24 protein-coding genes and 5 tRNA genes are annotated in these 21961 nt (G+C 52.3%); 13 read left to right on the top strand and 16 right to left on the bottom strand.

What is annotated here, in order from left to right:
• Entirely contained in the window at nucleotides 1-1227 is a 1227-nt protein-coding gene (locus tag O0S10_RS06055; RefSeq protein WP_268924993.1) for an adenosylhomocysteinase, read from the bottom strand.
• Nucleotides 1228-1298: 71 nt separating this feature from the next.
• Here O0S10_RS06055 and hisF point away from each other — a divergent pair, with 71 nt between their 5' ends.
• The 3 genes from hisF to O0S10_RS06040 are packed head-to-tail and all read left to right on the top strand — an operon-like array spanning nucleotide 1299 to nucleotide 2963.
• Nucleotides 1299-2105 (top strand): imidazole glycerol phosphate synthase subunit HisF, encoded by an 807-nt coding sequence (hisF, locus tag O0S10_RS06050; RefSeq protein WP_268924992.1) that lies wholly within the window; start codon nucleotides 1299-1301, stop codon nucleotides 2103-2105.
• Complete coding sequence (locus O0S10_RS06045) at nucleotides 2102-2698, top strand: class I SAM-dependent methyltransferase (protein WP_268924991.1); 597 nt, start codon at nucleotides 2102-2104, stop codon at nucleotides 2696-2698. The genes hisF and O0S10_RS06045 overlap by 4 nt, the downstream gene beginning before the upstream one ends.
• Nucleotides 2691-2963, top strand: coding sequence for a hypothetical protein (locus tag O0S10_RS06040; protein ID WP_268924990.1), 273 nt, complete (start codon nucleotides 2691-2693; stop codon nucleotides 2961-2963). Before O0S10_RS06045 ends, O0S10_RS06040 begins: the two co-directional genes overlap by 8 nt.
• Nucleotides 2964-2998: 35 nt before the next feature.
• Here O0S10_RS06040 and thrS read toward each other — a convergent pair whose 3' ends face one another.
• The 6 genes from thrS to O0S10_RS06010 all read right to left on the bottom strand — a co-directional run bounded on the left by thrS (nucleotide 2999) and on the right by O0S10_RS06010 (nucleotide 5578).
• Complete coding sequence (gene thrS, locus O0S10_RS06035) at nucleotides 2999-4759, bottom strand: threonine--tRNA ligase (protein WP_268924989.1); 1761 nt, start codon at nucleotides 4757-4759, stop codon at nucleotides 2999-3001.
• A gap of 329 nt (nucleotides 4760-5088) precedes the next feature.
• Nucleotides 5089-5162: transfer RNA gene (locus tag O0S10_RS06030), tRNA-Lys, on the bottom strand.
• 30 nt (nucleotides 5163-5192) lie between these two features.
• Nucleotides 5193-5266 (bottom strand) — tRNA-Lys (locus O0S10_RS06025).
• A 30-nt stretch (nucleotides 5267-5296) separates the two neighbouring features.
• Nucleotides 5297-5370: transfer RNA gene (locus O0S10_RS06020), tRNA-Lys, on the bottom strand.
• A gap of 30 nt (nucleotides 5371-5400) precedes the next feature.
• Nucleotides 5401-5474, bottom strand: a tRNA-Lys gene (locus O0S10_RS06015).
• Nucleotides 5475-5504: 30 nt separating this feature from the next.
• Nucleotides 5505-5578, bottom strand: a tRNA-Lys gene (locus tag O0S10_RS06010).
• Between the two features lie 121 nt (nucleotides 5579-5699).
• Here O0S10_RS06010 and O0S10_RS06005 point away from each other — a divergent pair.
• The 3 genes from O0S10_RS06005 to O0S10_RS05995 are packed head-to-tail and all read left to right on the top strand — an operon-like array spanning nucleotide 5700 to nucleotide 9457.
• On the top strand, nucleotides 5700-7190 hold the full coding sequence (locus O0S10_RS06005) for a DHH family phosphoesterase (RefSeq protein ID WP_268924988.1): 1491 nt from the start codon (nucleotides 5700-5702) through the stop codon (nucleotides 7188-7190).
• Nucleotides 7180-7809, top strand: coding sequence for a 6-hydroxymethylpterin diphosphokinase MptE-like protein (locus O0S10_RS06000; RefSeq protein WP_268924987.1), 630 nt, complete (start codon nucleotides 7180-7182; stop codon nucleotides 7807-7809). Before O0S10_RS06005 ends, O0S10_RS06000 begins: the two co-directional genes overlap by 11 nt.
• On the top strand, nucleotides 7799-9457 hold the full coding sequence (locus O0S10_RS05995) for a radical SAM protein (protein WP_268925037.1): 1659 nt from the start codon (nucleotides 7799-7801) through the stop codon (nucleotides 9455-9457). Before O0S10_RS06000 ends, O0S10_RS05995 begins: the two co-directional genes overlap by 11 nt.
• On the opposite strand, the gene O0S10_RS05990 is transcribed toward O0S10_RS05995, so the two are convergent.
• A complete protein-coding gene (locus O0S10_RS05990; protein ID WP_268924986.1) occupies nucleotides 9454-9906 on the bottom strand; it encodes a GNAT family N-acetyltransferase in 453 nt (150 codons plus the stop codon). The two genes, O0S10_RS05995 and O0S10_RS05990, sit on opposite strands and share 4 nt — an antisense overlap.
• Nucleotides 9907-10009: 103 nt before the next feature.
• Between O0S10_RS05990 and O0S10_RS05985 the strand changes: the two genes are divergently transcribed.
• From O0S10_RS05985 to dapF, 3 genes are read left to right on the top strand one after another with little or no spacing between them, the layout of a single operon-like run.
• Entirely contained in the window at nucleotides 10010-10282 is a 273-nt protein-coding gene (locus O0S10_RS05985) for a PRC-barrel domain-containing protein (RefSeq protein WP_338148559.1), read from the top strand.
• Between the two features lie 14 nt (nucleotides 10283-10296).
• Nucleotides 10297-11040: a tRNA(His) guanylyltransferase Thg1 family protein gene (locus O0S10_RS05980; protein WP_268924985.1), complete on the top strand. Its 744-nt coding sequence runs from the start codon at nucleotides 10297-10299 to the stop codon at nucleotides 11038-11040.
• A 36-nt stretch (nucleotides 11041-11076) separates the two neighbouring features.
• Nucleotides 11077-11904, top strand: a complete 828-nt coding sequence (gene dapF / locus O0S10_RS05975; protein ID WP_268924984.1) for a diaminopimelate epimerase — start codon at nucleotides 11077-11079, stop codon at nucleotides 11902-11904.
• A 341-nt stretch (nucleotides 11905-12245) separates the two neighbouring features.
• On the opposite strand, the gene O0S10_RS05970 is transcribed toward dapF, so the two are convergent.
• From O0S10_RS05970 to O0S10_RS05955, 4 genes are all read right to left on the bottom strand, one after another.
• Nucleotides 12246-13178: a TDT family transporter gene (locus tag O0S10_RS05970; RefSeq protein ID WP_268924983.1), complete on the bottom strand. Its 933-nt coding sequence runs from the start codon at nucleotides 13176-13178 to the stop codon at nucleotides 12246-12248.
• A complete protein-coding gene (locus O0S10_RS05965; protein ID WP_268924982.1) occupies nucleotides 13175-14125 on the bottom strand; it encodes a prephenate dehydratase in 951 nt (316 codons plus the stop codon). Before O0S10_RS05965 ends, O0S10_RS05970 begins: the two co-directional genes overlap by 4 nt.
• Nucleotides 14126-14188: 63 nt before the next feature.
• Nucleotides 14189-15127: an S-layer glycoprotein N-glycosyltransferase AglJ gene (aglJ, locus tag O0S10_RS05960; RefSeq protein ID WP_268924981.1), complete on the bottom strand. Its 939-nt coding sequence runs from the start codon at nucleotides 15125-15127 to the stop codon at nucleotides 14189-14191.
• 62 nt (nucleotides 15128-15189) lie between these two features.
• On the bottom strand, nucleotides 15190-16398 hold the full coding sequence (locus O0S10_RS05955) for an argininosuccinate synthase (RefSeq protein ID WP_268924980.1): 1209 nt from the start codon (nucleotides 16396-16398) through the stop codon (nucleotides 15190-15192).
• A gap of 126 nt (nucleotides 16399-16524) precedes the next feature.
• Between O0S10_RS05955 and O0S10_RS05950 the strand changes: the two genes are divergently transcribed.
• The 4 genes from O0S10_RS05950 to O0S10_RS05935 all read left to right on the top strand — a co-directional run bounded on the left by O0S10_RS05950 (nucleotide 16525) and on the right by O0S10_RS05935 (nucleotide 20300).
• Nucleotides 16525-17640, top strand: a complete 1116-nt coding sequence (locus tag O0S10_RS05950; protein WP_268924979.1) for a YeiH family protein — start codon at nucleotides 16525-16527, stop codon at nucleotides 17638-17640.
• Nucleotides 17641-18001: 361 nt separating this feature from the next.
• A complete protein-coding gene (locus tag O0S10_RS05945; RefSeq protein WP_268924978.1) occupies nucleotides 18002-18463 on the top strand; it encodes a threonyl-tRNA synthetase editing domain-containing protein in 462 nt (153 codons plus the stop codon).
• Nucleotides 18464-18541: 78 nt separating this feature from the next.
• Complete coding sequence (locus O0S10_RS05940) at nucleotides 18542-19927, top strand: MFS transporter (RefSeq protein WP_268924977.1); 1386 nt, start codon at nucleotides 18542-18544, stop codon at nucleotides 19925-19927.
• 1 nt (nucleotide 19928) lies between these two features.
• Nucleotides 19929-20300, top strand: coding sequence for a YbaN family protein (locus O0S10_RS05935; protein ID WP_268924976.1), 372 nt, complete (start codon nucleotides 19929-19931; stop codon nucleotides 20298-20300).
• Here O0S10_RS05935 and O0S10_RS05930 read toward each other — a convergent pair.
• Genes O0S10_RS05930 through O0S10_RS05915 form a run of 4 tightly spaced genes read right to left on the bottom strand, consistent with a single transcriptional unit; the run spans nucleotide 20297 to nucleotide 21903 of the window.
• A complete protein-coding gene (locus O0S10_RS05930) occupies nucleotides 20297-20500 on the bottom strand; it encodes a helix-turn-helix transcriptional regulator (protein ID WP_268924975.1) in 204 nt (67 codons plus the stop codon). The genes O0S10_RS05935 and O0S10_RS05930 overlap by 4 nt on opposite strands.
• Complete coding sequence (locus O0S10_RS05925; RefSeq protein WP_268924974.1) at nucleotides 20490-20840, bottom strand: DUF3796 domain-containing protein; 351 nt, start codon at nucleotides 20838-20840, stop codon at nucleotides 20490-20492. Before O0S10_RS05925 ends, O0S10_RS05930 begins: the two co-directional genes overlap by 11 nt.
• A gap of 60 nt (nucleotides 20841-20900) precedes the next feature.
• Nucleotides 20901-21662: a hypothetical protein gene (locus O0S10_RS05920; RefSeq protein ID WP_268924973.1), complete on the bottom strand. Its 762-nt coding sequence runs from the start codon at nucleotides 21660-21662 to the stop codon at nucleotides 20901-20903.
• Nucleotides 21610-21903 carry a hypothetical protein gene (locus tag O0S10_RS05915; RefSeq protein WP_268924972.1) on the bottom strand — a complete coding sequence of 98 codons (294 nt, stop codon included), beginning with the start codon at nucleotides 21901-21903 and terminating at the stop codon, nucleotides 21610-21612. Before O0S10_RS05915 ends, O0S10_RS05920 begins: the two co-directional genes overlap by 53 nt.
• Between the last annotated feature and the right edge of the window lie 58 nt (nucleotides 21904-21961).

The following is a 21961-nucleotide window of genomic DNA, read 5'->3' as shown; positions in this document are numbered from 1 at the left end:
TTATGTGCCGTGGTTCCAGCTGCACATGTACTCTTCCTGTTCTGCCGTCAGTGCGTCAAGCGTCGCACCGACCGCCGCAAGTTTCAGGCGGGCGATGTACTCATCAATCTCGGTCGGCACATCGTGCACGCCGGCTGCAAGTTCACGTCCGTGTTTTGCCACGTACTCAACCGACAGCGCCTGTACCGCAAAGCTGAGGTCCATAACCTCAATCGGATGGCCCATGCCTTTCGGCGTTGCAAGGTTGACCAGTCTTCCTTCTGCAAGCAGATGAATCTTTTTGCCGTCGATCACATACGTGTCGATGCCGTCGCGGTGTTCAACCGCGGATGCGTGTTCCGCAAGCCACGGGATCTCAATCTCGTTGTTGAAGTGACCTGCATTGGAAAGAATTGCGCCGGACTTCATCAGCGGGAAGTGGCGGCCGGTGATGATACTGCAGTTGCCGGTTGTCGTGATGAACAGGTCCCCGACCTTTGCCGCTTCCTCCATGCACATCACATCAAATCCGTCGAAGTGTGCCTGCAGTGCTCTGCGCGGATCGATCTCTGTCACAATAACACGTGCGCCAAGTGCCCGCGCCTTGGTTGCAACACCGCGGCCGCAGTAGCCGTACCCGGCAACAACCACATGGCGGCCTGCAAGCAGAACATTCGTCGTCAGCATAATCGAGGCCAGCGCACTCTCACCGGTTCCGTGGACGTTGTCGAAGTAGTGCTTCATCGGCGTGTCGTTGACGGCGATGACCGGGAACTCCAGCTTTCCGTCGGCCTCCATTGCGCGCAGCCGGTGAATACCGGTCGTCGTCTCCTCACATGCGCCGACGATTCCCGGCAGGGCATCACGGCGGTCAAGGTGGACACGGTTGATTAAGTCCATGCCGTCATCGATGGTAAGGGTCGGGTGTGCATCAAGCACTTTGTCGATTGCCGCATAGTACTCCTCGGTGTTACATCCGCGCTGTGCATAACAGGCGATGCCGCCTTCGCGAAGGGCATCTGCCACATCGTCCTGTGTAGACAGAGGATTGCAGCCGGTGATGTACACCTCCGCTCCTCCCGCGGCAAGTGTTCTGACCAGACAGGCGGTCTTTGCCTCCACATGCAGTGCCATACCGATTCTGTGACCGGTAAGGGGCTTTTCCTTCTCGAAGCGTTCACGGATGGCATTTAAGACGGGCATATACTGCTGTGCCCACTGTATTTTCTGCTCGCCGGTATGCGTCATATCCAAAAGTGTTGGTTCTGCAAGCCTATAATACGCAATGATAATTTTTCCCGCCCGCCAACTATACAGACATGGGACTTACACGGCGGATTATTCCCTGTCTTGATCTCAAGGACGGAAGGGTTGTCAAGGGCGTGAACTTTGAGGGTCTCCGCGATGCGGGAGATCCCGTTGAGCTTGCGCGGACCTACAACGAGCAGGGAGCCGATGAGGTGGTGTTTCTGGATATTGCTGCTTCCAAGAACGACCGCCAGACGATGGTTGATGTCATCGGCCGCGCTGCTGACCAGCTGTTCCTGCCGTTGACGGTTGGCGGTGGCATCCGGACGGTAAAGGACATTCAGGAGATTTTGCGTGCAGGTGCCGATAAGGTAAGTCTGAACACGGCGGCGGTGAAAACGCCGGAGGTTATTACTGAAGGTGCGAAACTGTTTGGCAATCAGTGTATTGTGCTTGCCGAGGATGTGCGCAGAAATTATGCGATGCGTGACGGCGTAACTCCCGTGCATCTTGCAGACGGCCGTACCTGCTGGTATGAGGTTGTCATCTACGGCGGCAGCCACCCGACCGGCATGGACGCCATTGCCTGGGCGCAGGAGGCGGTCAGCCGCGGTGCGGGTGAAATTCTTCTTACCTCGATGGAGACAGACGGAGTCAAGACCGGTTTTGATCTGGAGATCACGGCAGCAATTTCGGATAATGTGGATGTTCCGGTGATCGCATCCGGCGGTGTTGGAACGCTTGAGCACTTCTATGACGGATTTGTGAAAGGTAAAGCAGACGCCTGTCTTGCGGCAAGCGTGTTCCATTATGGTGAAATGACCGTCCGTGAGGTGAAGGAGTATCTTGCTTCCCGCGGTGTTGCGGTGCGGCTGTGACCGGCTGGGACGCTGACTATACACTGCGCGGTAACCGGTGGGGCGGGGGAGCGGCGGAACTGCCGCCGCTGCCTGCGGGCTGCCGTGTGCTTGAGTGCGGCTGCGGCAACGGCAAGACACTCGCCGCCATGACAGCACGGGGCTGGAACGCTGTTGGAGTTGACATCTCCCCTGCGGCGATCTCTCTGGTACACTCGCGGAACTGTATTGCAGTCTGTGCCGATCTTGCCGCGCTGCCGTTTTCGGACGGTTCGTTTGATGCGGTGTTCTGCTGGCATGTGCTGGGACATCTCCCCGCATCCCTTTGGCCGGCAGCTGCAGCAGAGATGCGGCGTGTTCTCCGGCCTTCCGGCAGCATTTTTTTCAAAGGGTTCTCGCGCAGCGATATGAGATGCGGGAAGGGCAGAGAAGTTGCGCCGTACTCGTATCTCCGGGGTGACGGCATTGTCACCCACTATTTTGCGGACGTCGAACTCCACGAAGTTTTTGGCAGAGGAGCGCTAACCAGAGTTTCATGGAAGATGCGTGTTCGCGGAACAGAATATCTCAGAGAGGAGCTCTGCGGTGTTTTTGGGGGAGAAGGCTTTGACTGATCCGATCGTCGGTGACTGGGAAAAATCGGTGATGTTCGCCGGACAAATGCACTGCCGGTTCTATCCCGACAATACCGGTGTTGCCATCGGTAAAGTTCTGGGATATAACATCAATGAACCGTTTACCTGGACGTGTAAAGGGAACGGCATCTATCACATCTGTGCCGCCGGCCATGAACATGACATCCGGCTGTGTGGCGACCGGCTGGAGACGGAGTTCCGCGGCTACGCCCTTGACATGGCGCGGGTCAGATATAAAAAATAAAAAAATATTTTTTTTCTAAAAAGTGTTCTGAAATCTTAGTCTCTGTTTGCAATCTCTGCGGCAATCTTTGTCAGGAACTCATCCGGCGTCATGGACACTGTCTTACTGTCGCGTGTCCGGATTGAGATGGTCTTTGTCTCAAGCTCTTTTTCTCCGATGATAATCATGTAGGGCACGCGCTCGGTGTACTGCGCCTGACGGATCATATAGCCGATCTTCTCATTGCGGTTGTCCAGTTCGCAGCGGACTTTTGCGTCTTTCAGCATCTGATAGACTTCGGCTGCATACTCCTCACTTTTCTTGGAGACCAGCAGAATCTTTGCCTGCATCGGTGCAAGCCAGACGGGGAATTTACCGGCGAAGTGCTCGGTAAGAATACCGATGAACCGTTCAATCGATCCGAAACACACCCGGTGAATCATGATCGGACGGGGACGTTCGTCGTTTTCATCCACATAAGATAAGTTGAAGTTGATCGGCATCTGGAAGTCTAGCTGAATTGTTCCACACTGCCAGGTACGCCCGAGGCAGTCACGCAGATGAAAATCGATTTTCGGGCCGTAGAACGCACCGTCTCCCTCATTGATCGTATAGGGAAGATTCAGCTGTTCCAGTGCATTCACCAGACCGTTCGTTGCCGCCTCCCAGTCCTCATCGCTCCCCATACTGTCCTCGGGGCGGGTAGAAAGCTCAAGAGCGTACTCAAAGCCAAACTTGGAGTACACCTGATCGATCAGCCGGATAACCGCACTGATCTCCTCGGCAATCTGATCCTGACGCATGAAGATATGGGCATCATCCTGCGTGAAACTGCGGACGCGGAACAGACCGTGGAGAACTCCCTTCAGTTCGTGGCGGTGCACAATACCGAGTTCTGCAAGGCGCATCGGAAGTTCACGGTAGCTGTGAGGTTCGTTTGCATAGACCATGACACCGCCCGGACAATTCATCGGCTTAATGCAGTAATCCTCGTCATCGATGCGGGTTGCATACATGTTCTCCTTGTAGTGATCCCAGTGGCCGCTTGTTTCCCAGAGACAGCGGTTCATAATGAGCGGTGTTGAGATCTCCTGATATCCATTGGCCACATGGAGTTCACGCCAGTACTCGATCAGCGCATTCTTGATAACCATCCCGTTTGGCAGGAAGAACGGGAACCCGGGACCAACATCCTCAAACATGAACAGCTTCATCTCTTTGCCGATCTTGCGGTGATCGCGGCGTTCGGCCTCTTCCTGCAGTTTCAGGAAATCCTCAAGTTCCTTGGACGAGGCGAATGCGGTCCCGTTGATTCTCGTCAGCATCTTGTTTTTGTTGTCGTTTTTCCAGTATGCACCGGAAAGACCGGTAAGCTTGAAGGCTTTCAGGGTTTTGGTGTAGGTCAGGTGGGGGCCGACACACATATCGATGTATTCACCCTGTTCATAGAAGCTCAGCGGCTCATTTTCATCAAGGTCTGCGATGTGCTCAACCTTGTACGGCTCATGCCGTTCCTCCATGAGTTTTAATGCGTCGGCACGTGAGAGAATGAACGGTTTTATCGGCAGGTTTGCCTTGACAATCTCCCGCATCTCCTGTTCAATGGCAGGAAGATCGGCGTCCGAAAGTTTCGTGTCTCCCAGATCGACATCATAGTAAAATCCCTTCTCGGTTGCCGGTCCGTAGGCAAACGATGCGTGGGGATAGAGACGTTTCACTGCCTGGGCAAGTACATGGGCTGCGGTGTGGCGTATAACATGCAGCTCTTCTTCTTTTGGGCACTCGCCCACATTTCCGTCATTGTAAATTACTTTCATGAACATTAGTTCCTGCAGTTCTTCCGTTTCAGCGGATATATAATCTTCTTGTATGCTGCAGAGGACTGCTCTGTGCCGTGCAGCTCAAGATAACCGTACATGTTTTGGTTTTTTACAGGATATGTATTTTGGTACACTGTGATGCCGCGAACGTATTTCATGGTGATTTTTTTCTGAAAAATATCTCCGGTTGAGTGAATGTACTCAGAGTAAGTAACCCAATCAAAACTGTGCTCGTCACTCAATTGTTTCCCTTTTCCTGAAAAATCCAACGAAATCTTTTCGTGTACATCACACAACGAAAAATTTTGAATAATGCACACCAAAAACGGGCCTAAAGGGATTTGAACCCCTGGCCTACGGATTAAGAGTCCGTCGCTATTCCTGACTAAGCTATAGGCCCAATAAAAACATTCAACCCACACACCAAAAGCGGGCCTAAAGGGATTTGAACCCCTGGCCTACGGATTAAGAGTCCGTCGCTATTCCTGACTAAGCTATAGGCCCAATAAAAACATTCAACCCACACACCAAAAGCGGGCCTAAAGGGATTTGAACCCCTGGCCTACGGATTAAGAGTCCGTCGCTATTCCTGACTAAGCTATAGGCCCAATAAAAACATTCAACCCACACACCAAAAGCGGGCCTAAAGGGATTTGAACCCCTGGCCTACGGATTAAGAGTCCGTCGCTATTCCTGACTAAGCTATAGGCCCAATAAAAACATTCAACCCACACACCAAAAGCGGGCCTAAAGGGATTTGAACCCCTGGCCTACGGATTAAGAGTCCGTCGCTATTCCTGACTAAGCTATAGGCCCATTTGTGATGTCTGTTGACCTAATTAGATTAGTCATCTCAATATTTATAGATTTCTTCACGATGGAATTTTGGATCCTGCGGGTATCTACATTAATATCCGAACAACACGAATATTGGTACATGGTTGAGAGTGATGGGATTCTGCCGAACAATAACCAGACCCATAAAAAAATAAAATATCTCATTCTGGGATGCGGCAGTATCGGTTACAATGTCCTCGAGGAGCTCAAGGAGGATGACGAGAACGTCCTCGTTGTTGATGTGAATGAAAAACGTGTGGAGGATTTGCGTGACCATCGTCATCAGGCGATGATGGGTGACATCACTGATCCTGGTCTGCTTTCCAAGATTCCCGAACCCGAAGTGGTCTTCATCCTTGCAGCTGATAAGGATGCAAACCTTGCGGCAGTGCAGAACGTCAAGAGTGCCTATCCGCAGGCGCATGTGATCGCCCGTGCCGTGGATCTCTTCTCGGCAGATCAGCTGGTGGATCACGGTGCGGATGTTGTGCTGTATCCGCAGCAGGTTGTTGCAAAGTCCGCCGTCAATCACATGAACAATCTGGTTGCGTCAAGAAACGCCCAGAGACTTTTCTCACTCTTAAGTTCGTGGACCGGAACCCTTGGTATCATTACGCACAAAAACCCTGATCCGGATGCAATTTCAAGTGCAATGGCACTTTCAGCAATCGCTGCGAATGCTTCCGGCGGCAAGCTTGCAACCCGCATTCTTTATGAAGGAAATATCGGTCATCAGGAAAACCGTGCATTCGTCAATCTGCTTGAAATCAAGATGGAAAAGCTGACGCCGGAGATTCTCGGCGAATGCAACTATCTCGCCTTGGTGGACTGCGTCGCCCCCGGCATGAACAACGACCTCCCGCTGGATACGTCGGTCAATATCATCATCGACCACCACAGTACAGAAGGCGTAACCCGTCTGCGAAAGCCGGAATTCCTTGATTCCCGTCCGAATGTCGGTGCAACGGCATCCATTATGACGCAGTACCTGCAGGAACTGTATCTGCCGATCGATAAAAAGGTTGCAACAGCCCTATTCTATGGTATCCGCGCGGATACCAAGGAGTTCCAGCGCAATCTCTCGCCGCAGGATCTGCACAACGCCGCCTATCTTCTTCCCCTGTCGGACCGGTCGCTTCTTGAGGTTATCATGGCACCGTCGGTCTCGCAGGAGACGCTGGATGTTCTTGGTCATGCAATCGTCAACCGCGAGGTCAAGCACGGCTATCTGTTCTCGAATGTCGGCTATGTCAGAAACCGTGATGCAATTCCGCAGGCAGCAGATATGCTGCTGAATCTGGAAGGTGTGACAACCGCAATGGTGTATGGTATCACCGACACCTCCATCACGCTTTCCGCCCGCAACAAAGACATACGCCTGCATGTCGGTGATGTGATGAAAGAGGCGTTCTCTCCTATCCCCGGTGCATCTGCGGGCGGTCACGCAACAATGGCGGCCCTGTCCATTCCATTGAATGCATTCTCTTTGGTGAGGAACAAGGATGAGCTGCTCAATATGATCATCGATCCGGTCCTGTCCAACTTCATGAAGCTTGTCGGCATCTCCGAGGTTGAAGGGGATGAAAGCTGAGGAGTGGGAGCCTTACTACTCTGAAATCCTCGATTTTTTTGGATTTTCGCGTGAGGATGACGAGCGTGCGGCGCAAGTTCTTGCAGAGCTTCTGCCCCGTGACGATATTGAGATACTCCGAAGTACCATTCAGGGCAGAGACTGCATCGTCTGCGGCAATGCGCCGTCTCTTGCCACTGATATCCTCACAACGGACTTTTCCGGCAAGGTCGTCATTGCTGCTGACGCTGCGGCGCGTGTTCTTTTGGGTGCCGGTCATCGTCCCGATGTGATTCTCTCCGACATCGATGGAATGGATGATGACTTTCTTGCAATGAACGACCTTGGAACGATTCTGGTACTGCATGCGCACGGTGACAATATCCCGCTGGTGCGTTCGTGGGTGCCGAAGGTCAGAGGTCCGGTTGTCGGGACAACACAGGCGGCACCGCTTGCGCATGTACACAACTTCGGCGGTTTTTCGGACGGTGACCGGTGTGTGTTCTGTGCTTACGAACTTGGCGCTGCAAGTGTTACTCTGATCGGATTTGATCTGGATGATCGCTCGGTGGATCCGGTGAAGCACGGAAAACTGATGATTGCACGAAAACTTCTGCAGCTTTGCGGTCATGACGTCTGATGCGATTATCATTGACGGATATGTAGACGAGCCTGCCTGTCTTGGTGTCCCGCCGTACATCTCACCGTATATCAGAACGGTTGCCGGTGTGTTTGCCGAACGGGGCATCACCACTGACTATGCAACCATTGATCAGCTGCGGCGCGATCCAATGAGGGTCGCGGGTCTTTCCGCCTACAAATATGTGGTGATGATCGCCGGAGTTACCGTTCCCGGCAAGTATCTTGCGGGAACGCCTGCAACGCTGACGGAACTGCAGCAGATAGGTTTCATGCTGCGGGGGAGAACCGTGTCCCTTCTCGGCGGGCCTATCGGGTTTGGCTACTCACCGCAGGGCGGAGCAAAAGCGGTTATACAGGCGGTTTCCGGCTGGACGGCAATGCTGCACGGCGAACCTGCGGCAGCACTTGATGCGTACCTTTCCGGAGGTGAACCGGAGGGTGTCTGCCGGTATGCGGACTTTGATCGCTGGGCGGTGCTTGGGGCTGATATTATCCGTAAGCATCCGTTCTATCCGTTTGTGATGTGTGAACTTGAGACCGCGAAGGGCTGTTCCCGGGCGGTTTCCGGCGGCTGTTCCTTCTGTACCGAGCCGTTCTACGGGCTGCCGAAACAACGGGATGCCGGGGCAGTCGCTGATGAGGTTCGGGCACTTGCGGTGGCGGGTGCTGCACACTTTCGGCTCGGCCGCCAGCCGGATCTTCTGGCATTCGGGTCAGCAGGCGGAGGAGAGTTTCCGACGCCCGACCCGGACGCACTGCGGAAACTGTTTGCGGAGATCCGATCTGCTGCCCCGTCGCTTCAGACGCTGCACATCGACAACATCAATCCGGGAACCATTGCCCGGCACGAAGAGGCGTCCCGTGAGGCTCTCGCAGCAATCGTTGCGGGCCATACTGCAGGAGACATTGCGGCGTTTGGCATGGAATCGGCCGATCCTGCAGTGGTTGCGGCAAACAATCTGAAAGGCGATGCCGATGCCGTGTTTCGGGCGGTTGAGATCGTCAACGAGATCGGGGCTATACGCAGGGACGGGATACCTGAACTTCTGCCGGGCCTCAACTTTATTTCAGGTCTTGCCGGTGAGACGGCAGAGACGTTTGCGCTGAACGATGCATTTTTGCAGCGGATTTTTGCTGCCGGACTGATGGTCCGCCGTGTCAATATCCGTCAGCTGATGCCGTTTGAAGGGACCCGCGCGTATGCGGACAACACACTCGGGCAACATGACAAACTGTTCCATCAGTTCAAAGAACGCGTCCGGGAAACATTTGATGTGCCTATGCTTGAACGTGTGTTTCCCATAGGTACCGTTCTGCGTGACGTTATCATTGAGGTTTCAGGAACGGTGTCATTTGGCAGGCAGATGGGAACGTATCCGATCCTCTGCGGTATTCCAATGCAGATTCCGACGGGGACGGTACTGGACGCGGCTGTTGTTTCCCATGGTCAGCGGTCGGTGACAGCACTGCCGGTACCGATTGAGATAAACCGGATGAATGCCGCCGCGCTGAAATGGCTGCCGGGCGTGTCAAAAAAAGCTGCGGTGAACGTTGCAGCAAAAAGACCGTATGCGGATGCAGCGGCATTCCGATTGGTGGTTTCTGCAGATGCCGTTGACCCGCTGATTGGCCTGATGCGATTTTAAAGCGTTTTCCAGAGGACAAGCCTGGCAGTATCAGGATAAAAATAGTTCTGAATGCGTTCTTTCTGCGTGAATCCGATCTTCTGGTAAAATGCAATTGCCTGTATGTTTGTCTCTGCTACTGTCAGGTGGACTGCTGCAACGCCGCGCCGTTTCATTGTGGAGAACAGTGTTTCGGTAAGTTTTGTCCCGCATTCCATGCGCTGATAGTTTGGGACAACGCCGATCCGAATCAGTTTTCCTGTTGCCGCATCATCAAGATGAATGCCGCCAAGGATATACCCGATGATCTTTCCATCAGGATTTTCAGCAATAAAAAACAGGGATGGGAACAGTTCCTCAATGTGGCGGAACAGTACCGGTCCTCCCATCCCCGAAAACAGCGGGGCATCCAGCTCGCAGATGAGGGGATAGTCTGCGGTGGTATAGGGGCGGACACGGATGGATTCCATACTTTCAGAAGTATATGTGGTTTGGAGATGTTGAACATATCTCAAGGCATGCCGTGAGACATGCAAACATACTTATGCTTGCGAGAGTATAATTTTCAAAAGTATGATGAAGTGGCAGATCTCGGATCTCTTTGGAATGAACGTCTATTCAGACAAAGCAATTTTCCTTGGTAAGGTCGAGGATGTTGTTCTGGATGTTACCAATAAGAAAATCAGCGGCCTTGCACTGACCGGTGTGAATCAGAACGTGCTCGACATTAAGAACTATCAGGGTGTTGTCATACCCTACCGTATTGTAAAAGAGGTAGGAGACATAATTCTTGTCCGCCATATTCCCGGAGCCTTCAAGATGTCCGAGCCGCTCTTTGGAGAATAATCTACAATAGAATAATGAAGGATCGCGAGATTTTTTCCGGCCTTATCACCACCGTTCCTTTTGTTCTGCGGCTGGACGGGAGATCCTTCCACCACTTGTCCCGGGACGCCGGATATGCAAAACCCTATGATCCGGCGTTTTCCAGGAGTATGACAAAGACTACGCAGGCGCTGCTTGAGAACAGCGGTCTTGCGCCGTCCTTTGCCTATACATTTTCGGATGAAATCAGTCTCTACATCACATCCCCGGTCTTTGACTGCCGGGTCGAAAAGCTTGTCTCGATTGCAGCGGGTTTCGCCTCGTCAGCATTTACGTTGTTTTCCGATGTACAAAATCCACTTTCGTTTGACTGCCGCGTTGTCCCAATCGATGAAAGCCGGCTTGCGGCATATTTTGCCTGGAGGCAGGCTGAGGCATGGCGGAATCACATCAACGGCTATGCGCATAAATTGCTGATGGATACGGGATTGTCCGCGACCGCCGCCCAGCGGAAACTGGACGGCATGAAGTCCTGTGATCTGCATGAACTTGCTTTTTCCTTTGGTGTGAACCTTGCGGAGACTCCGGCATGGCAGCGGCGCGGGACGGCGGTGTACCGGTTGGTTGTGGAGAAGGACGGATACAATCCGGTGTCTCAGGAGGCGGTGCGCGTACATCGCCGTGTGTCGGTGATTGATGAGGATCTGCCGCTTTTCAAAACGCCGGAAGGCGCGTCATGGCTTGCCGCCCGCCTCTCGTCCGCCGGCGCTGATGTGTGATCTTCAAGTTTTCTGAAGGTTAATACTGTAAGTACAATGACGATCGCGTTTACGAAGCTTCACGGCAACGGGAATGATTTCATTCTGATTGATGAGATGGCGGGCACGGTTATCCCGGACGATATGAAAGCGCAGTTTGCGGTGAGCTACTGCGATCGCCGGTTTGGTATCGGTGGTGACGGCGTTCTGTTTATCTCACCGTCGGAGAAGGCCGACGTGCGGATGCGCCTGTTCCAGCCGGACGCAAGCGAGGCGGAGATGTGCGGCAACGGTATCCGGTGTCTGGCAAAGTATGCGTTTGACAACAACTACGCAAAGACGAAGTCGTTTTCGGTAGAAACGCTTGCCGGTGTTCTGACTGTCCGTGCCGGATACGACAGTGAAGGCGACTTCTCCGCCACGATCGATATGGGTGTTCCGGCCTATGATTCTGCGGCGATTCCTGCAATTGGCTCCGGCGATTTCTCCGCCGAAATTGAGGGCATGACGGTGTATGCGGCAAACACCGGTGTTCCGCATGCGGTTATTTTTGTGGAGGATGTCGAGGCGGTTGACCTTGATGCTGTTGCGCCGAAGATCCGCCACAATGCCCTGTTCCCGAAGGGAACGAATGTGAACTTTGTGCAGGTGACCGGACCGTCTGCAATTACCATCCGGACATTTGAGCGCGGTGTTGAGGGAGAAACACTCTCCTGCGGAACCGGTTCCACGGCATCGGCCCTGATCTCGGCAAAGATCGGTAAGGTATCGGGTGATGTGGTGCATGTTGAGACGGTTGGCGGTCCGCTGGATATCGGGGTCGGCGAGCGTGCAACAATGACGGGGCCTGCCGAGACGGTGTTTGTCGGCGAGATTCCGCTCTAACTTTTTTTGGTACTGAGATGAACTGGGCGTCTTGGCGAGGATCGGTGATTTTGTTACCGATGGGTGAGGTAACAAAACCATTCGATTTCTGAGATTTGTTTTGTGTTTAAAACTGTTTTCCGAGGTATTTTATTTTTGTTACCGGTGGTTTGACATTCTGTTCCTGTTTTTTGTTTTGTTTTTGTACAGAGTACTGATTTTGAGGTAACAGAGGTAACAAAATTCCGGATATCTGTGGATATCCCGTTATTTCGCATTTAGGTGGTTTTAGATGGTATTTTTGTAACTGATAGACCGGTAACAGATTTTTGCATCCGCAAAAAACCTGGATTGGCACTGCGTTATTTGTTCCCGACCGGTGTTCGTTTCAAAAAGAACTGCAGGTAGCGCAGCAGCACATACCCCACCAGCACGACGGCAACTCCCGTCTGCATCAGCACAATCCCTTCCATCAGCGGTAGTGCGCATCCCGTAAAGGTTTCCAGATAGCTGGTGACCTGCGTGGACGCGGTCGCTGCGATGACGAACGGGAAGGTGAATGCGGCATAACTTGGATAAAAGGGGAGATTGCGGTAGCTGATGACCTTGTACAGAGCAAAGAGGTAGAACAGGCAGGCAACAATATACAGCCCAATCAAAAATTCCGGGGATACCGGCGTTATGGTCTCGATATAAGCGGTGAGACACAGACTTGCCGGTGCTGCGTAGATACAGATCAGGGGTTTTACCGGTTCGGGTACATCGGGCAGCCGCGCATAGCGCATGGTTATCGGGATGATCACGATGAGGAATGCGGCAAAGCCGATCCAGAACGCCGCGGCTGCAATCTCCTGTGAACCAAAAACTGGGGCGGTAACCGCTGCTGCAGCGATTCCTACGTACACGATGAAGTAGTTTGCAAGGACGTCCCGCAACCCGGCGTATCTAACAAATCTCAGGGTGTAATACACCATAAGTGCACTGTGCAAAAGAATTGCGGCAAGCCACATGCCGAGCGCTGCGCTGCTGTATGGTTCAAGGTATGTGCTCAGGATCATCAGTGCCATGGTGAATGTACCTGCAACACCTGCAAGCACAGGATCGTTCATGTCCTTTTGGAATTCTGCGGGGAAACAGAGATATTTCAGAAAGACGAACGAGAGGAGCACGGCAGCTAGCGCTCCGCACAAGGGAGGGATGATATCCGAGTAGTTCTGCAGAAGATTCCCGAGTGCTGCGACTCCGAGGGCAACGCCGGAGAGCGGCAGAGGTGTGCGGTGCAGGAAGTGGTTCATTGCCGGTCGGTGTGGTGGCAGTGCGGGTAGTTTCCGATCAGTTTGAACCAGCTGCTCTGCTCACGGACTTTTCCAAGGGCAATCAGAACGTTTGCATCCTCAAGATTTCCCGCAACATCAAGGAAAAAGATATACTCCCAGGGAGTGTCAAGTTTGGGACGTGACTGGATTTTCAGGAGGTTCAGGCCGTTGTAGGCGAAGTGGGCAAGCACGCTGTAGAGTGCTCCGCTTTTGTGGGCTGTGGAGAAGACGAGACTGATCTTGTCGGACTGTCTGGTGATCTCCATATGCCGTGAGAGAATGACGAACCGTGTATAGTTGTTTTTTGCGGTCTGGATGTTTTTTTCCAGAACTTCAAGGCCGTAAAGTTCTGCGGCCCGTAGGCTGCCAATAGATGCTTTTGCGGGATCGTTTGTCTCTGCGATAAATTTCGCGGCAAGGGCGGTATTTGCGTACGGGTAGGCGTTGATCCGGTCATGATGCCGGAAAAAGTCGCGGCACTGACTGATGGCCTGCGGATGGGAGTACACTTCGCGGATCATTCCGGTTGATGCGCCGGATACCCCGAGCAGATTATGGCGGACGCGGATGATGTGTTCGCCGACCACATACAGACTGCACCGCGTGATGAGATCGGCAACCTCAAGCACGTCTCCGGCGGTAGAGTTTTCTATCGGCAGGACACCGTAATCGATCTCGCCATGTTCGAGCGCTGTAAAGACATCGTCGAACTCTTTGTAATTGGTGATTGCTGATGCGTTTCCCCCGAAGTACTCATGTGCCGCCTGTTCGCCAAACGAGCCGGCAACCCCCTGGTAGCCTACCTTTGGCGCGGATATTGCTGCGGCACCAAGCCCCGCTTCGATTTCTGCCAAAAACTCTTCACTGCCGACATACAGATTATCTATCGAGGCATGGAGTACTTTTTCGATCCGGGGGGTGGTCATAGTGTATAATAATCAACCCGCAAAAATTTGAATGTGAGGATTTTCTTCCTCAGAAAAAACCGTTTACTCTTTCTTTTCCATCTCGTCGAGTTTTGTGCGGAGAATGCGCATCTCCCGCATCACTTCGCGGTGGTAGCCGAGGATCATATCGCTGATGAATCCGATCATGAAGGTAAGAATTCCCGCAATGATGAGAAGCATGGTCAGAATTCCCATGAAGAGATGCTCGATTCCTGCGAGCCATTCAAAGAGCACGTAGAGTCCGAGACAGAATCCTGAGATACCCATCAGAACGCCGATGACACTGAAGTGGAAGAGCGGATTGTTCATCTTGCCGTATTTGTTGATTGCCCGGAGAATTTTGTATCCGTCCCGAACAGGGTGCAGTTTTGTCGGGGATCCCGGACGTTTCTTGTAGAAGGTCGGAACGACCTCGAAGCGGAGACCGCGATGGATGACTGCGGAGCTGATCTCGGTCTCGATCTCAAATCCTGCTTCCTTGAGGTTCATCTGCCGGATGGAATCTAAGGTGAATGCCCGGTATCCGGAGAGGATATCAGTCATGTAAACGCCGTGTGCCCATTTGAACAGTGTGTTCATGAGGCGGTTTCCCCAGAGGTTGAGGCGGGTTAAGGCACCGCGTTCGTACTGGTTGAGCCGGTTGCCGATGACATGGTCTGCCCGGCCGCTTGCAAGCGGTTCGATCATAGCGTCTGCATACTCCGGCGGGTTGGTACCGTCTCCGTCCAGCATCAGGATGTAGGGTGAGGTGATCTTTTCAAACGCCTCGATCATGGCGGCGCCTTTTCCTTTTCCTTCCTGTGTCATGACGGTTGCGCCGAGTTTTTCTGCTATCTCAGGTGTTCCGTCTGTACTGTGGCCGTCCACGACGAGTATCTGGTGATAGCCCTCTCTTTGCAACTCCTCAATGACAGACCCGATGGTAGCTTTTTCGTTGAGTGTCGGGATCAACACACAGACGTCGTCTTTGGAAAAGTCCATTCTATGATATTCTTTGGATGTTCTCTGTAATCAGTCTTGCAGGTCTGAAGGAGAAAAAAAGATTATTTGTTCTGGAGCTGCCAGACCATTCTGCCCTGCAGTCCGAAGTATTTGGAAAATCCAATGGCATCGCGCTGGTCGATGGTCGTTGTATCAAACGAGACCATGTCCTGTGAGTAAATCGCATTCGGTGATTTTCTGCCGAGGATGTGCAGCCCGCCTTTGAACAGCTGGACGTCCACCGTTCCGGTCACGCGTTTCTGTGTCTCGTCGATGAATGCGTTCAGATCATGGTAGAGCGGTTCGTGCACAAGACCCATGTAGGCAAGTTCGGACCACTGGTCGTCAACGATGTGCTTGAATTTCAGTTCAAAGCGGGAAAGCACCAGTTTTTCAAGGTCTGCATGTGCTGCGATCAGGACGGTTGCCGCCGGGTGTTCGTAGTTTTCGCGGGCCTTCAGACCAAGGACACGGTCTTCCACCATATCGTTTCTGCCAACACCGTTGCGACCTGCAATCGTGTTCAGTTCAACGATTAAATCAACACCGTTCATCTGTTTACCATTCAGTGCAGTCGGAACACCGTTTTCAAAGGTGATGGAGACGATCTCCGGTTTATCGGGAGCTGCTTCTGGCGAGGTTGTCCAGTGGTAAATTTCCTCCGGCGGGTGATAATCCGTCTCTTCGAGTCTGCCGCCTTCAATACTGCGGGACCAGATGTTCTCGTCAACACTCCACGGGGTGGACTTCTTGACCGGAATCGGAATTCCGTGCTGCTCGGCGTAGTCGATCTCCCAGTCACGGGTCATGTTGTGTTCGCGCATCGGTGCGACGATGTCAAAGCCGTGCATCCGGAAGATGAAGTCAAAACGCAGCTGGTCGTTTCCTTTGCCGGTACAGCCGTGACCGATGGCTGTTGCTCCCTCGGCTTTTGCGATCTTGACAATCTCCTCAGCAATCAGCGGACGTGCAAGGGAAGTACCCATCGGGTACCCCTCATAGAGAGCATTTGCCTTGATTGCGGGGAACACGTGCTGCTGCACAAACGCATCCTTTGCATCGATGGTGTAGTGCTTGTCGGCGATGAGTTTTCCTTTGTCATCCGCCATTTTAACTTCGGCTGCGGGCTGACCGACATCCACGGCAACCGTGACCACACGATCATAGCCGTACATGTTTTTTAAGATCGGCACACAGACGGAGGTATCAAGTCCTCCGGAAAAGGCGAGAACAATCGTACCCTTTCCTCCGGCTGATGGTGTATCTGTCATTAATGTAGTTCTCCACTTTTGGGAATATGCTAAGTACATTGGGTGTCTGCCATATTCAATCTGTCTCACGTGCGGAATGTGTTTGGATCAATATGCTTTATTTGACAGTTCACTAACAGATATCCTATGACTACCTATCGTGAGGATTTTTTTGATTACGTGAAGTCAGCGGATCGTGCAGTGATTCCAGGTTTTCTTGTGTGTGTTGCCGTAACGCTGCTTTCTTTCCTGCTGACCAGGGGGACCCTTTGGGACGGCGGGGTTGCACTGCTTCCTCACGATCTGTTTGAGGATATTCCGGTTTTCTCCCTGCTTTCCAAGATAGGTCCCATTGTTCTTGCTCTGGTGATTTGTCTTTTCATCAACTACAAATTCTTTGATGCGGGGGGTTCCTACGCCGGAAAATACATTCTGCGCATTGCAATTATCCTGATGGGTGCCCGGGTAACAGCAGACGTGCTGATGAGCGCATCTGCGAGTGGTCTTGTAATTATACTCGCTGTTCTTGCAATGACGATTGTTCTTGCAATGCTGCTCGGCAAAAAACTTGGCCACAACTGGGAAACTTCCGCACTGACGGGCACCGGCAACGGCATCTGTGGTGTGTCTGCCACGCTCTCTGTTGCCCCGGTGATCAAAGCGGATCAGAAGTATGTTCATGCAGTTGTCGGTGTTATCAGTCTCCTGGGAATCGTCGGCGTGTTTCTCATTCCTGCAATCGCGTTCGGTGTCGGCATGACCGATGCGCAGGCGGAGGTGTTCATCGGCGGAACGCTGCATGAAATCGGCAATGTCATTCCGGCAGCGGATCTCTACACTGCAATCTCCGGCGGCGAGGATGTCGGTGCTCTTGCCCTTGCGTACAAAATGATACGGGTCGCCATGCTGGTCGTGGTTGCATCGATGTTCGGCTGGCTGTGGTGCAGACGTCAGGAAGCAGCGCATGCTTCCTGCCCCGCAGACCGTGTGAAGGCGAAAGTACAGGGGTTCCTGATTCTCTTCGTGCTTATGGCCATTGGTATGACTGCGTTTATCACTGTATGGCCGGATCTCGGACATGCCGTGCAGTCGGTATTCGTCAATATCTCTGTGACCATCCTCACCATTGCAATGGCCGGAGTCGGCCTTTCCATGAACCTGCGGGAGACACTTTCCATCGGTAAAACTCTGCTTCCGTTTGCATCGCTTATCTGGCTGATTCAGGTCGTCGTCCTTCTCGGGCTGACGATGTTTCTGGTCTGAACCCTGGCTTTTTCCCAGCGCTGCCTCTTACGGTGTTGCATCTGAATTCGTTGCTTACCTATGAATGATCGTCATCGATCGAATTTCATCCCGCGATTCTCATGGCAGAGCCGTGCTCGCCGCTCTGCGAGAAGATACGAAACAGTTCTTGAACATCATGGAATCCCAAATTAATCTGTTTCCGTGGGTTTCTTGTTTATTCCATGATGTTGAGAATTTCTGCGTGTTCTGTGTTTTCCATGGGATGCTCAGGAATAAAGGTACAACGTCGCTTCTTGCTTTACCTTAATATGGGTTTAACACCCATGTACACAGAATTCACCCGGGTACCGGATGAAAAAACAGAAGAGACTGAGTAGTTATGCGGCTTCTCCTTATTCATGCAGATATCATTGCGTATGAGACTCTCTCCGGGACAAAGATGGCGGAGACGGATATTGTAGCAAAGGATGCTATGCAGGATGCGCTTGTGGCGTTCTGTGCTGTTGAGTCTGCGGACGAAACGGACCCGGAGGACATTGTTGCTCAAACTGCCGCGGAGATCCTCGCGGTTGCCGCAAAAGTCGGGGCTGTCCGGGTCATGATCTATCCGTATGCCCATCTCTCAAACGATCTTGCCCGGCCTGCCGCCGCCGTGTCCGTTCTGAAAGAGGTTACCCGTGTGCTTGCGGCTGATTCTTCTCTGGAAGTCCGGCGTGCGCCGTTTGGATACTACAAAAAGTTCACCGTTACCTGCAAAGGTCATCCGCTGTCCGAACTCTCCCGCCACCTCGTACCCTTGAAAAGGGGGACTGCGGCCGATACGTGTCTGCCGTCCCAATAAACTCTTATCCTGCCGAAACAGGGGTGAGATACCTGCCGTATTCCTCCTCTGTTTTCCCCCTCTGTTCGGTGTGTACTGATGCTGATTGAACGTCCTCTCTCTCAAAAGCTTCTGATGATTCTGGCAGCTGCGGCTGTTTTCATGGATTATCTTGACACAAGTATTGTGTCCATTGCACTGCCTGCGATCTCCGAGAATTTCGGTTCCGGTTCGTCCCTGTCGTCATGGGTGATGACCTCGTATCTGCTTGCACTCGGCAGTACCCTTCTTCTTTTCGGCAAACTTGCTGACCGTACCGGTCTGCAGCGGGTAATTTTTACCGGAGGATTTGTACTGTTTACCTTTGCCTCTTTCCTCTGCGGTATTGCAACAGACATCGTCTCTCTGATCGGATTCCGGGTTTTCCAGGGGGTGGCCGCCGCCATGATGGTTGCAACGGCTACCATGCTGATTACCCTGCATCTCCCCAAACAGATTCAGCCCATCGGCATGGGTGTTATCGCCACCGCCGGCGGTGCAGCACTCGCACTCGGTCCCGGAATCGGCGGGGTTCTTACCCAGTTCATCAGCTGGCACTGGATCTTCTTCATTAACATCCCGGTGGGTATTGTGGGGATTTTGGTTGCCCTGTTTCTGATTCCAAAACCGGATCCTGCGGATCTTCCCGCGCGGCCCAAACCGTTTGATTCGCTTGGCGCGGTATATCTTGCCGTCACGCTTGTGTCCCTTCTTGCCGGACTTGAGCTTGGTGTCTCCGAAGGCTGGACTGGTCCGGTCATCCTGCTGATTGTACTCTCGCCGATCTTCGGTTATCTGTTTCTGCACCGTGAGCTCCGACATCCCGATCCTATCCTTTCCGCCCGTCTGCTTTATAACCGGACGGTCATGTGGGCAGCAGTTTCAACGCTGTGCATCACGCTCGTGTATCTTGGTGTTATCTATGTGATGCCGTTCCTCTTGACCGAAGAGTATCTGCTGCCGACCGCGGTCGCTGGCGGTATCATGCTTCTTCCACCGGTCGCAATGGCCTTGATAGGCATCCCTGCAGGAGCATTTGTGCGCAGATACGGCTGCATGTTCCTCTGTAACAGTGCATCGTATCTCCTTGCTGCAGGGATGGCACTTCTGGGTGCCGCCGTTATTCTGTCGAACATATTTCTGATCTTTGCAGGTCTTGTGCTGGTCGGTCTTGGTATGGGCTTAAACGAGGGGCCCAGTATTCAGCGGATCACCATTCACAGTCCGCCTGAGCTGCAGGGTTCTTCCGGCGGTCTGATTTTCACGGTGATGAACGTAGGATGCGTGCTGGGTGTTGCCCTGTTCTCGGTTGCGGCGGCAGCCGGTTCCGGCAGTGCCGATGTCTATACTCCGGCGGGTGTTGCGATTGCCTGCGCTGCAGGATTTGCGGTTGCGGTGATTGCCCTGATCACGTCCCGGCTTGCGCGCGATACGGTGAAGTGCTGAGATGCCCGGGAAACGGTGGTGTCTGAAGGTTCTCGGCATCATCTGCCTTGCCTTTGGTGCGGCAGGTGTTGTTCTCCCGGTTCTTCCGACCACACCGTTTGTCATTGCTGCCGCACTCTGTTTTTCGGCAGGTTCCCCGCATCTTGCCGCGTGGCTGGAACAAAACCGGTACTTCGGGCCCTATATTGACCATTACCGGAACAAAACAGGTATTCCTCTCCGGCAAAAAATTGGCGGCATCCTCTTTCTGTGGGTGATGCTTGGCGTCTCCATGGTGATCGTGCAGAAATCGTTTGTCATTGTGATTCTCTGCGTGGTAGGGGTTCTCGTGACGCTGCATCTGGTGCTGCTGAAAACAAGAAAAAAGTGTTAGTCGTCGGTGAACTCGAAGAGTTCCTCAACGGGCACTCTCAGAACTTTTGCAATATCAAATCCGAGTTTTAGCGACGGATTGTACTTTCCGTTTTCCAGATGGCCGATGGTCTCACGCCGGACACCGACAGCTTTGGCAAGTTCTTCCTGGGTGATGTTGTGTTTTGCGCGGTATTCGCGAATCTTTGTCTTAAGCGCCACTCTCCACTCCCTGTAGTTCACGGAATTCATGGATGACCAGCATGCAGATGAAGACAATCATGCCAGCGGCAAATGTCAGCGGGAATGCGGCGGTAAATACTGCTGCATCCCCGATGAGAACGACTGCTGCATACACGATGCAGAAGAGCACGGTCTGAAGAAAGAATGCGGCGGTTGCTGCTTTTCTGACGTAGGCGGTGAACAGTTCATCCTCAACAGTGAAGAGGTAGCCGAAGAACACGAAGAATGCAAAGAAGGCGCAGTAGCGTACTTCACCGGTCGGTACAGCAAGAAAGCCGAGTAATCCGACCAGGCCCATGAGACTGAGTTTGTTTATCATAGTTGCATGTTATGTATTTCACACACAATGATATAAATACATAACATAGACGGTAAAAAATCAGCGGCTGGCGGGAAGGTAGAGGTCCAGCTGTTTCTGACTCTTATTTTTCTGAATATCCCAATGTTCGGCAATTTTTTTACGAAGCTGATCTTCCAGATTTGATATTTTACATCCTGTATACTGTTCAATAACCTGGGGAATACTGTTTTTAGTCTGCTGTTCGGCCAGTATCTCGGAGGTATGTACTATCTGCTGGCTTGACTGGGAACTGAGCGGATAGCCGAGCGGCATGACCAGGTACTGCACGACCTCACGGATCGTTCGCTTGGATCCGATTTTGAAGGGTTTGAGTTTGCGGAAGTTTTTGTGCAGGGAGATAATCTGTTCCACAGGATGGTATCCGTCACCAATCTTCTGATAATAGGTATTGAGCAGTTTTTGAATCGCTATCTCTTTTTCGCGGCTGATAGTCTCGGGCTCCTCCAGATTCTGGAGGATGATCCTTCTGATCTGGAGCACGAGGGCAAGTGTGACTTTGCGGGGATTTTTATTGCGGAGAACAACACAGCGATAAAGATTTTGAATCTCATTTACATCGCGCAGATACTTTCCGTTTGGGATTTTCCCGGTTTCAATCATCTGGACAACTTCGGGAAAGGTGAACGTACATCCGACGGTTTTTGCGGATTCGTGAATGTAGTGGTATTCACGCTCGTTTACATGTCTGGTATACTCCTCCTCGGTAAGGTAGTCATGGTAGCGCAGATCAAGGTATCGGTATTTTTCCAGATGATAGTAGATTTTTTTCGTTTTCTTCATGCTCATATTTGAAGTTTTTTACCCGATATGAAACAACTTTTTCGCAGCATTTCATCTCAAGATCAAATCCGTAGAGAAGAATTGCGCGTGTAATTTCCGGATCTGTCGGTGGTGTTCCGGCTTTGATGAGTTTGGATGCGCGGAACTTGTGCGAGTCGCTGTTGACCTCCCGCATCAGATAATATTTTACGACACCGTTCTGTACCCGTCTGTCCACACGATAGTAGATGTCCCTTTTCATCCTTTGCGTATGTATTGGTGCGGGAGTGTGTAGTAAGTTTCGTCTGCGATGTCTAAAA

This window comes from Methanocorpusculum petauri (genome assembly GCF_026891975.1).
GTDB lineage: Archaea > Halobacteriota > Methanomicrobia > Methanomicrobiales > Methanocorpusculaceae > Methanocorpusculum > Methanocorpusculum petauri.
The sequence above is the reverse complement of the archived record's forward strand: the minus strand, read 5'-3'. Positions and strand labels throughout refer to the sequence as shown.

Bases quoted from the DNA above. Each gene is read 5' to 3' on its own strand.
- O0S10_RS05925 (WP_268924974.1), bottom strand. From the start codon at position 20,840: ATGATAAACAAACTCAGTCTCATGGGCCTGGTCGGATTACTCGGCTTT.
- O0S10_RS05915 (WP_268924972.1), bottom strand. From the start codon at position 21,903: ATGAAAAGGGACATCTACTATCGTGTGGACAGACGGGTACAGAACGGT.
- O0S10_RS05955 (WP_268924980.1), bottom strand. From the start codon at position 16,398: ATGACAGATACACCATCAGCCGGAGGAAAGGGTACGATTGTTCTCGCC.
- O0S10_RS05935 (WP_268924976.1), top strand. From the start codon at position 19,929: ATGCCCGGGAAACGGTGGTGTCTGAAGGTTCTCGGCATCATCTGCCTT.
- O0S10_RS05940 (WP_268924977.1), top strand. From the start codon at position 18,542: ATGCTGATTGAACGTCCTCTCTCTCAAAAGCTTCTGATGATTCTGGCA.
- O0S10_RS05945 (WP_268924978.1), top strand. From the start codon at position 18,002: ATGCGGCTTCTCCTTATTCATGCAGATATCATTGCGTATGAGACTCTC.
- O0S10_RS05995 (WP_268925037.1), top strand. From the start codon at position 7,799: ATGACGTCTGATGCGATTATCATTGACGGATATGTAGACGAGCCTGCC.
- O0S10_RS05920 (WP_268924973.1), bottom strand. From the start codon at position 21,662: ATGAAGAAAACGAAAAAAATCTACTATCATCTGGAAAAATACCGATAC.
- dapF (WP_268924984.1), top strand. From the start codon at position 11,077: ATGACGATCGCGTTTACGAAGCTTCACGGCAACGGGAATGATTTCATT.
- O0S10_RS06005 (WP_268924988.1), top strand. From the start codon at position 5,700: ATGGTTGAGAGTGATGGGATTCTGCCGAACAATAACCAGACCCATAAA.
- O0S10_RS05990 (WP_268924986.1), bottom strand. From the start codon at position 9,906: ATGGAATCCATCCGTGTCCGCCCCTATACCACCGCAGACTATCCCCTC.
- O0S10_RS05950 (WP_268924979.1), top strand. From the start codon at position 16,525: ATGACTACCTATCGTGAGGATTTTTTTGATTACGTGAAGTCAGCGGAT.
- aglJ (WP_268924981.1), bottom strand. From the start codon at position 15,127: ATGGACTTTTCCAAAGACGACGTCTGTGTGTTGATCCCGACACTCAAC.
- hisF (WP_268924992.1), top strand. From the start codon at position 1,299: ATGGGACTTACACGGCGGATTATTCCCTGTCTTGATCTCAAGGACGGA.
- O0S10_RS05985 (WP_338148559.1), top strand. From the start codon at position 10,010: ATGATGAAGTGGCAGATCTCGGATCTCTTTGGAATGAACGTCTATTCA.
- O0S10_RS05970 (WP_268924983.1), bottom strand. From the start codon at position 13,178: ATGAACCACTTCCTGCACCGCACACCTCTGCCGCTCTCCGGCGTTGCC.
- O0S10_RS06000 (WP_268924987.1), top strand. From the start codon at position 7,180: ATGAAAGCTGAGGAGTGGGAGCCTTACTACTCTGAAATCCTCGATTTT.
- O0S10_RS05980 (WP_268924985.1), top strand. From the start codon at position 10,297: ATGAAGGATCGCGAGATTTTTTCCGGCCTTATCACCACCGTTCCTTTT.
- O0S10_RS05965 (WP_268924982.1), bottom strand. From the start codon at position 14,125: ATGACCACCCCCCGGATCGAAAAAGTACTCCATGCCTCGATAGATAAT.
- thrS (WP_268924989.1), bottom strand. From the start codon at position 4,759: ATGAAAGTAATTTACAATGACGGAAATGTGGGCGAGTGCCCAAAAGAA.
- O0S10_RS06055 (WP_268924993.1), bottom strand. From the start codon at position 1,227: ATGACGCATACCGGCGAGCAGAAAATACAGTGGGCACAGCAGTATATG.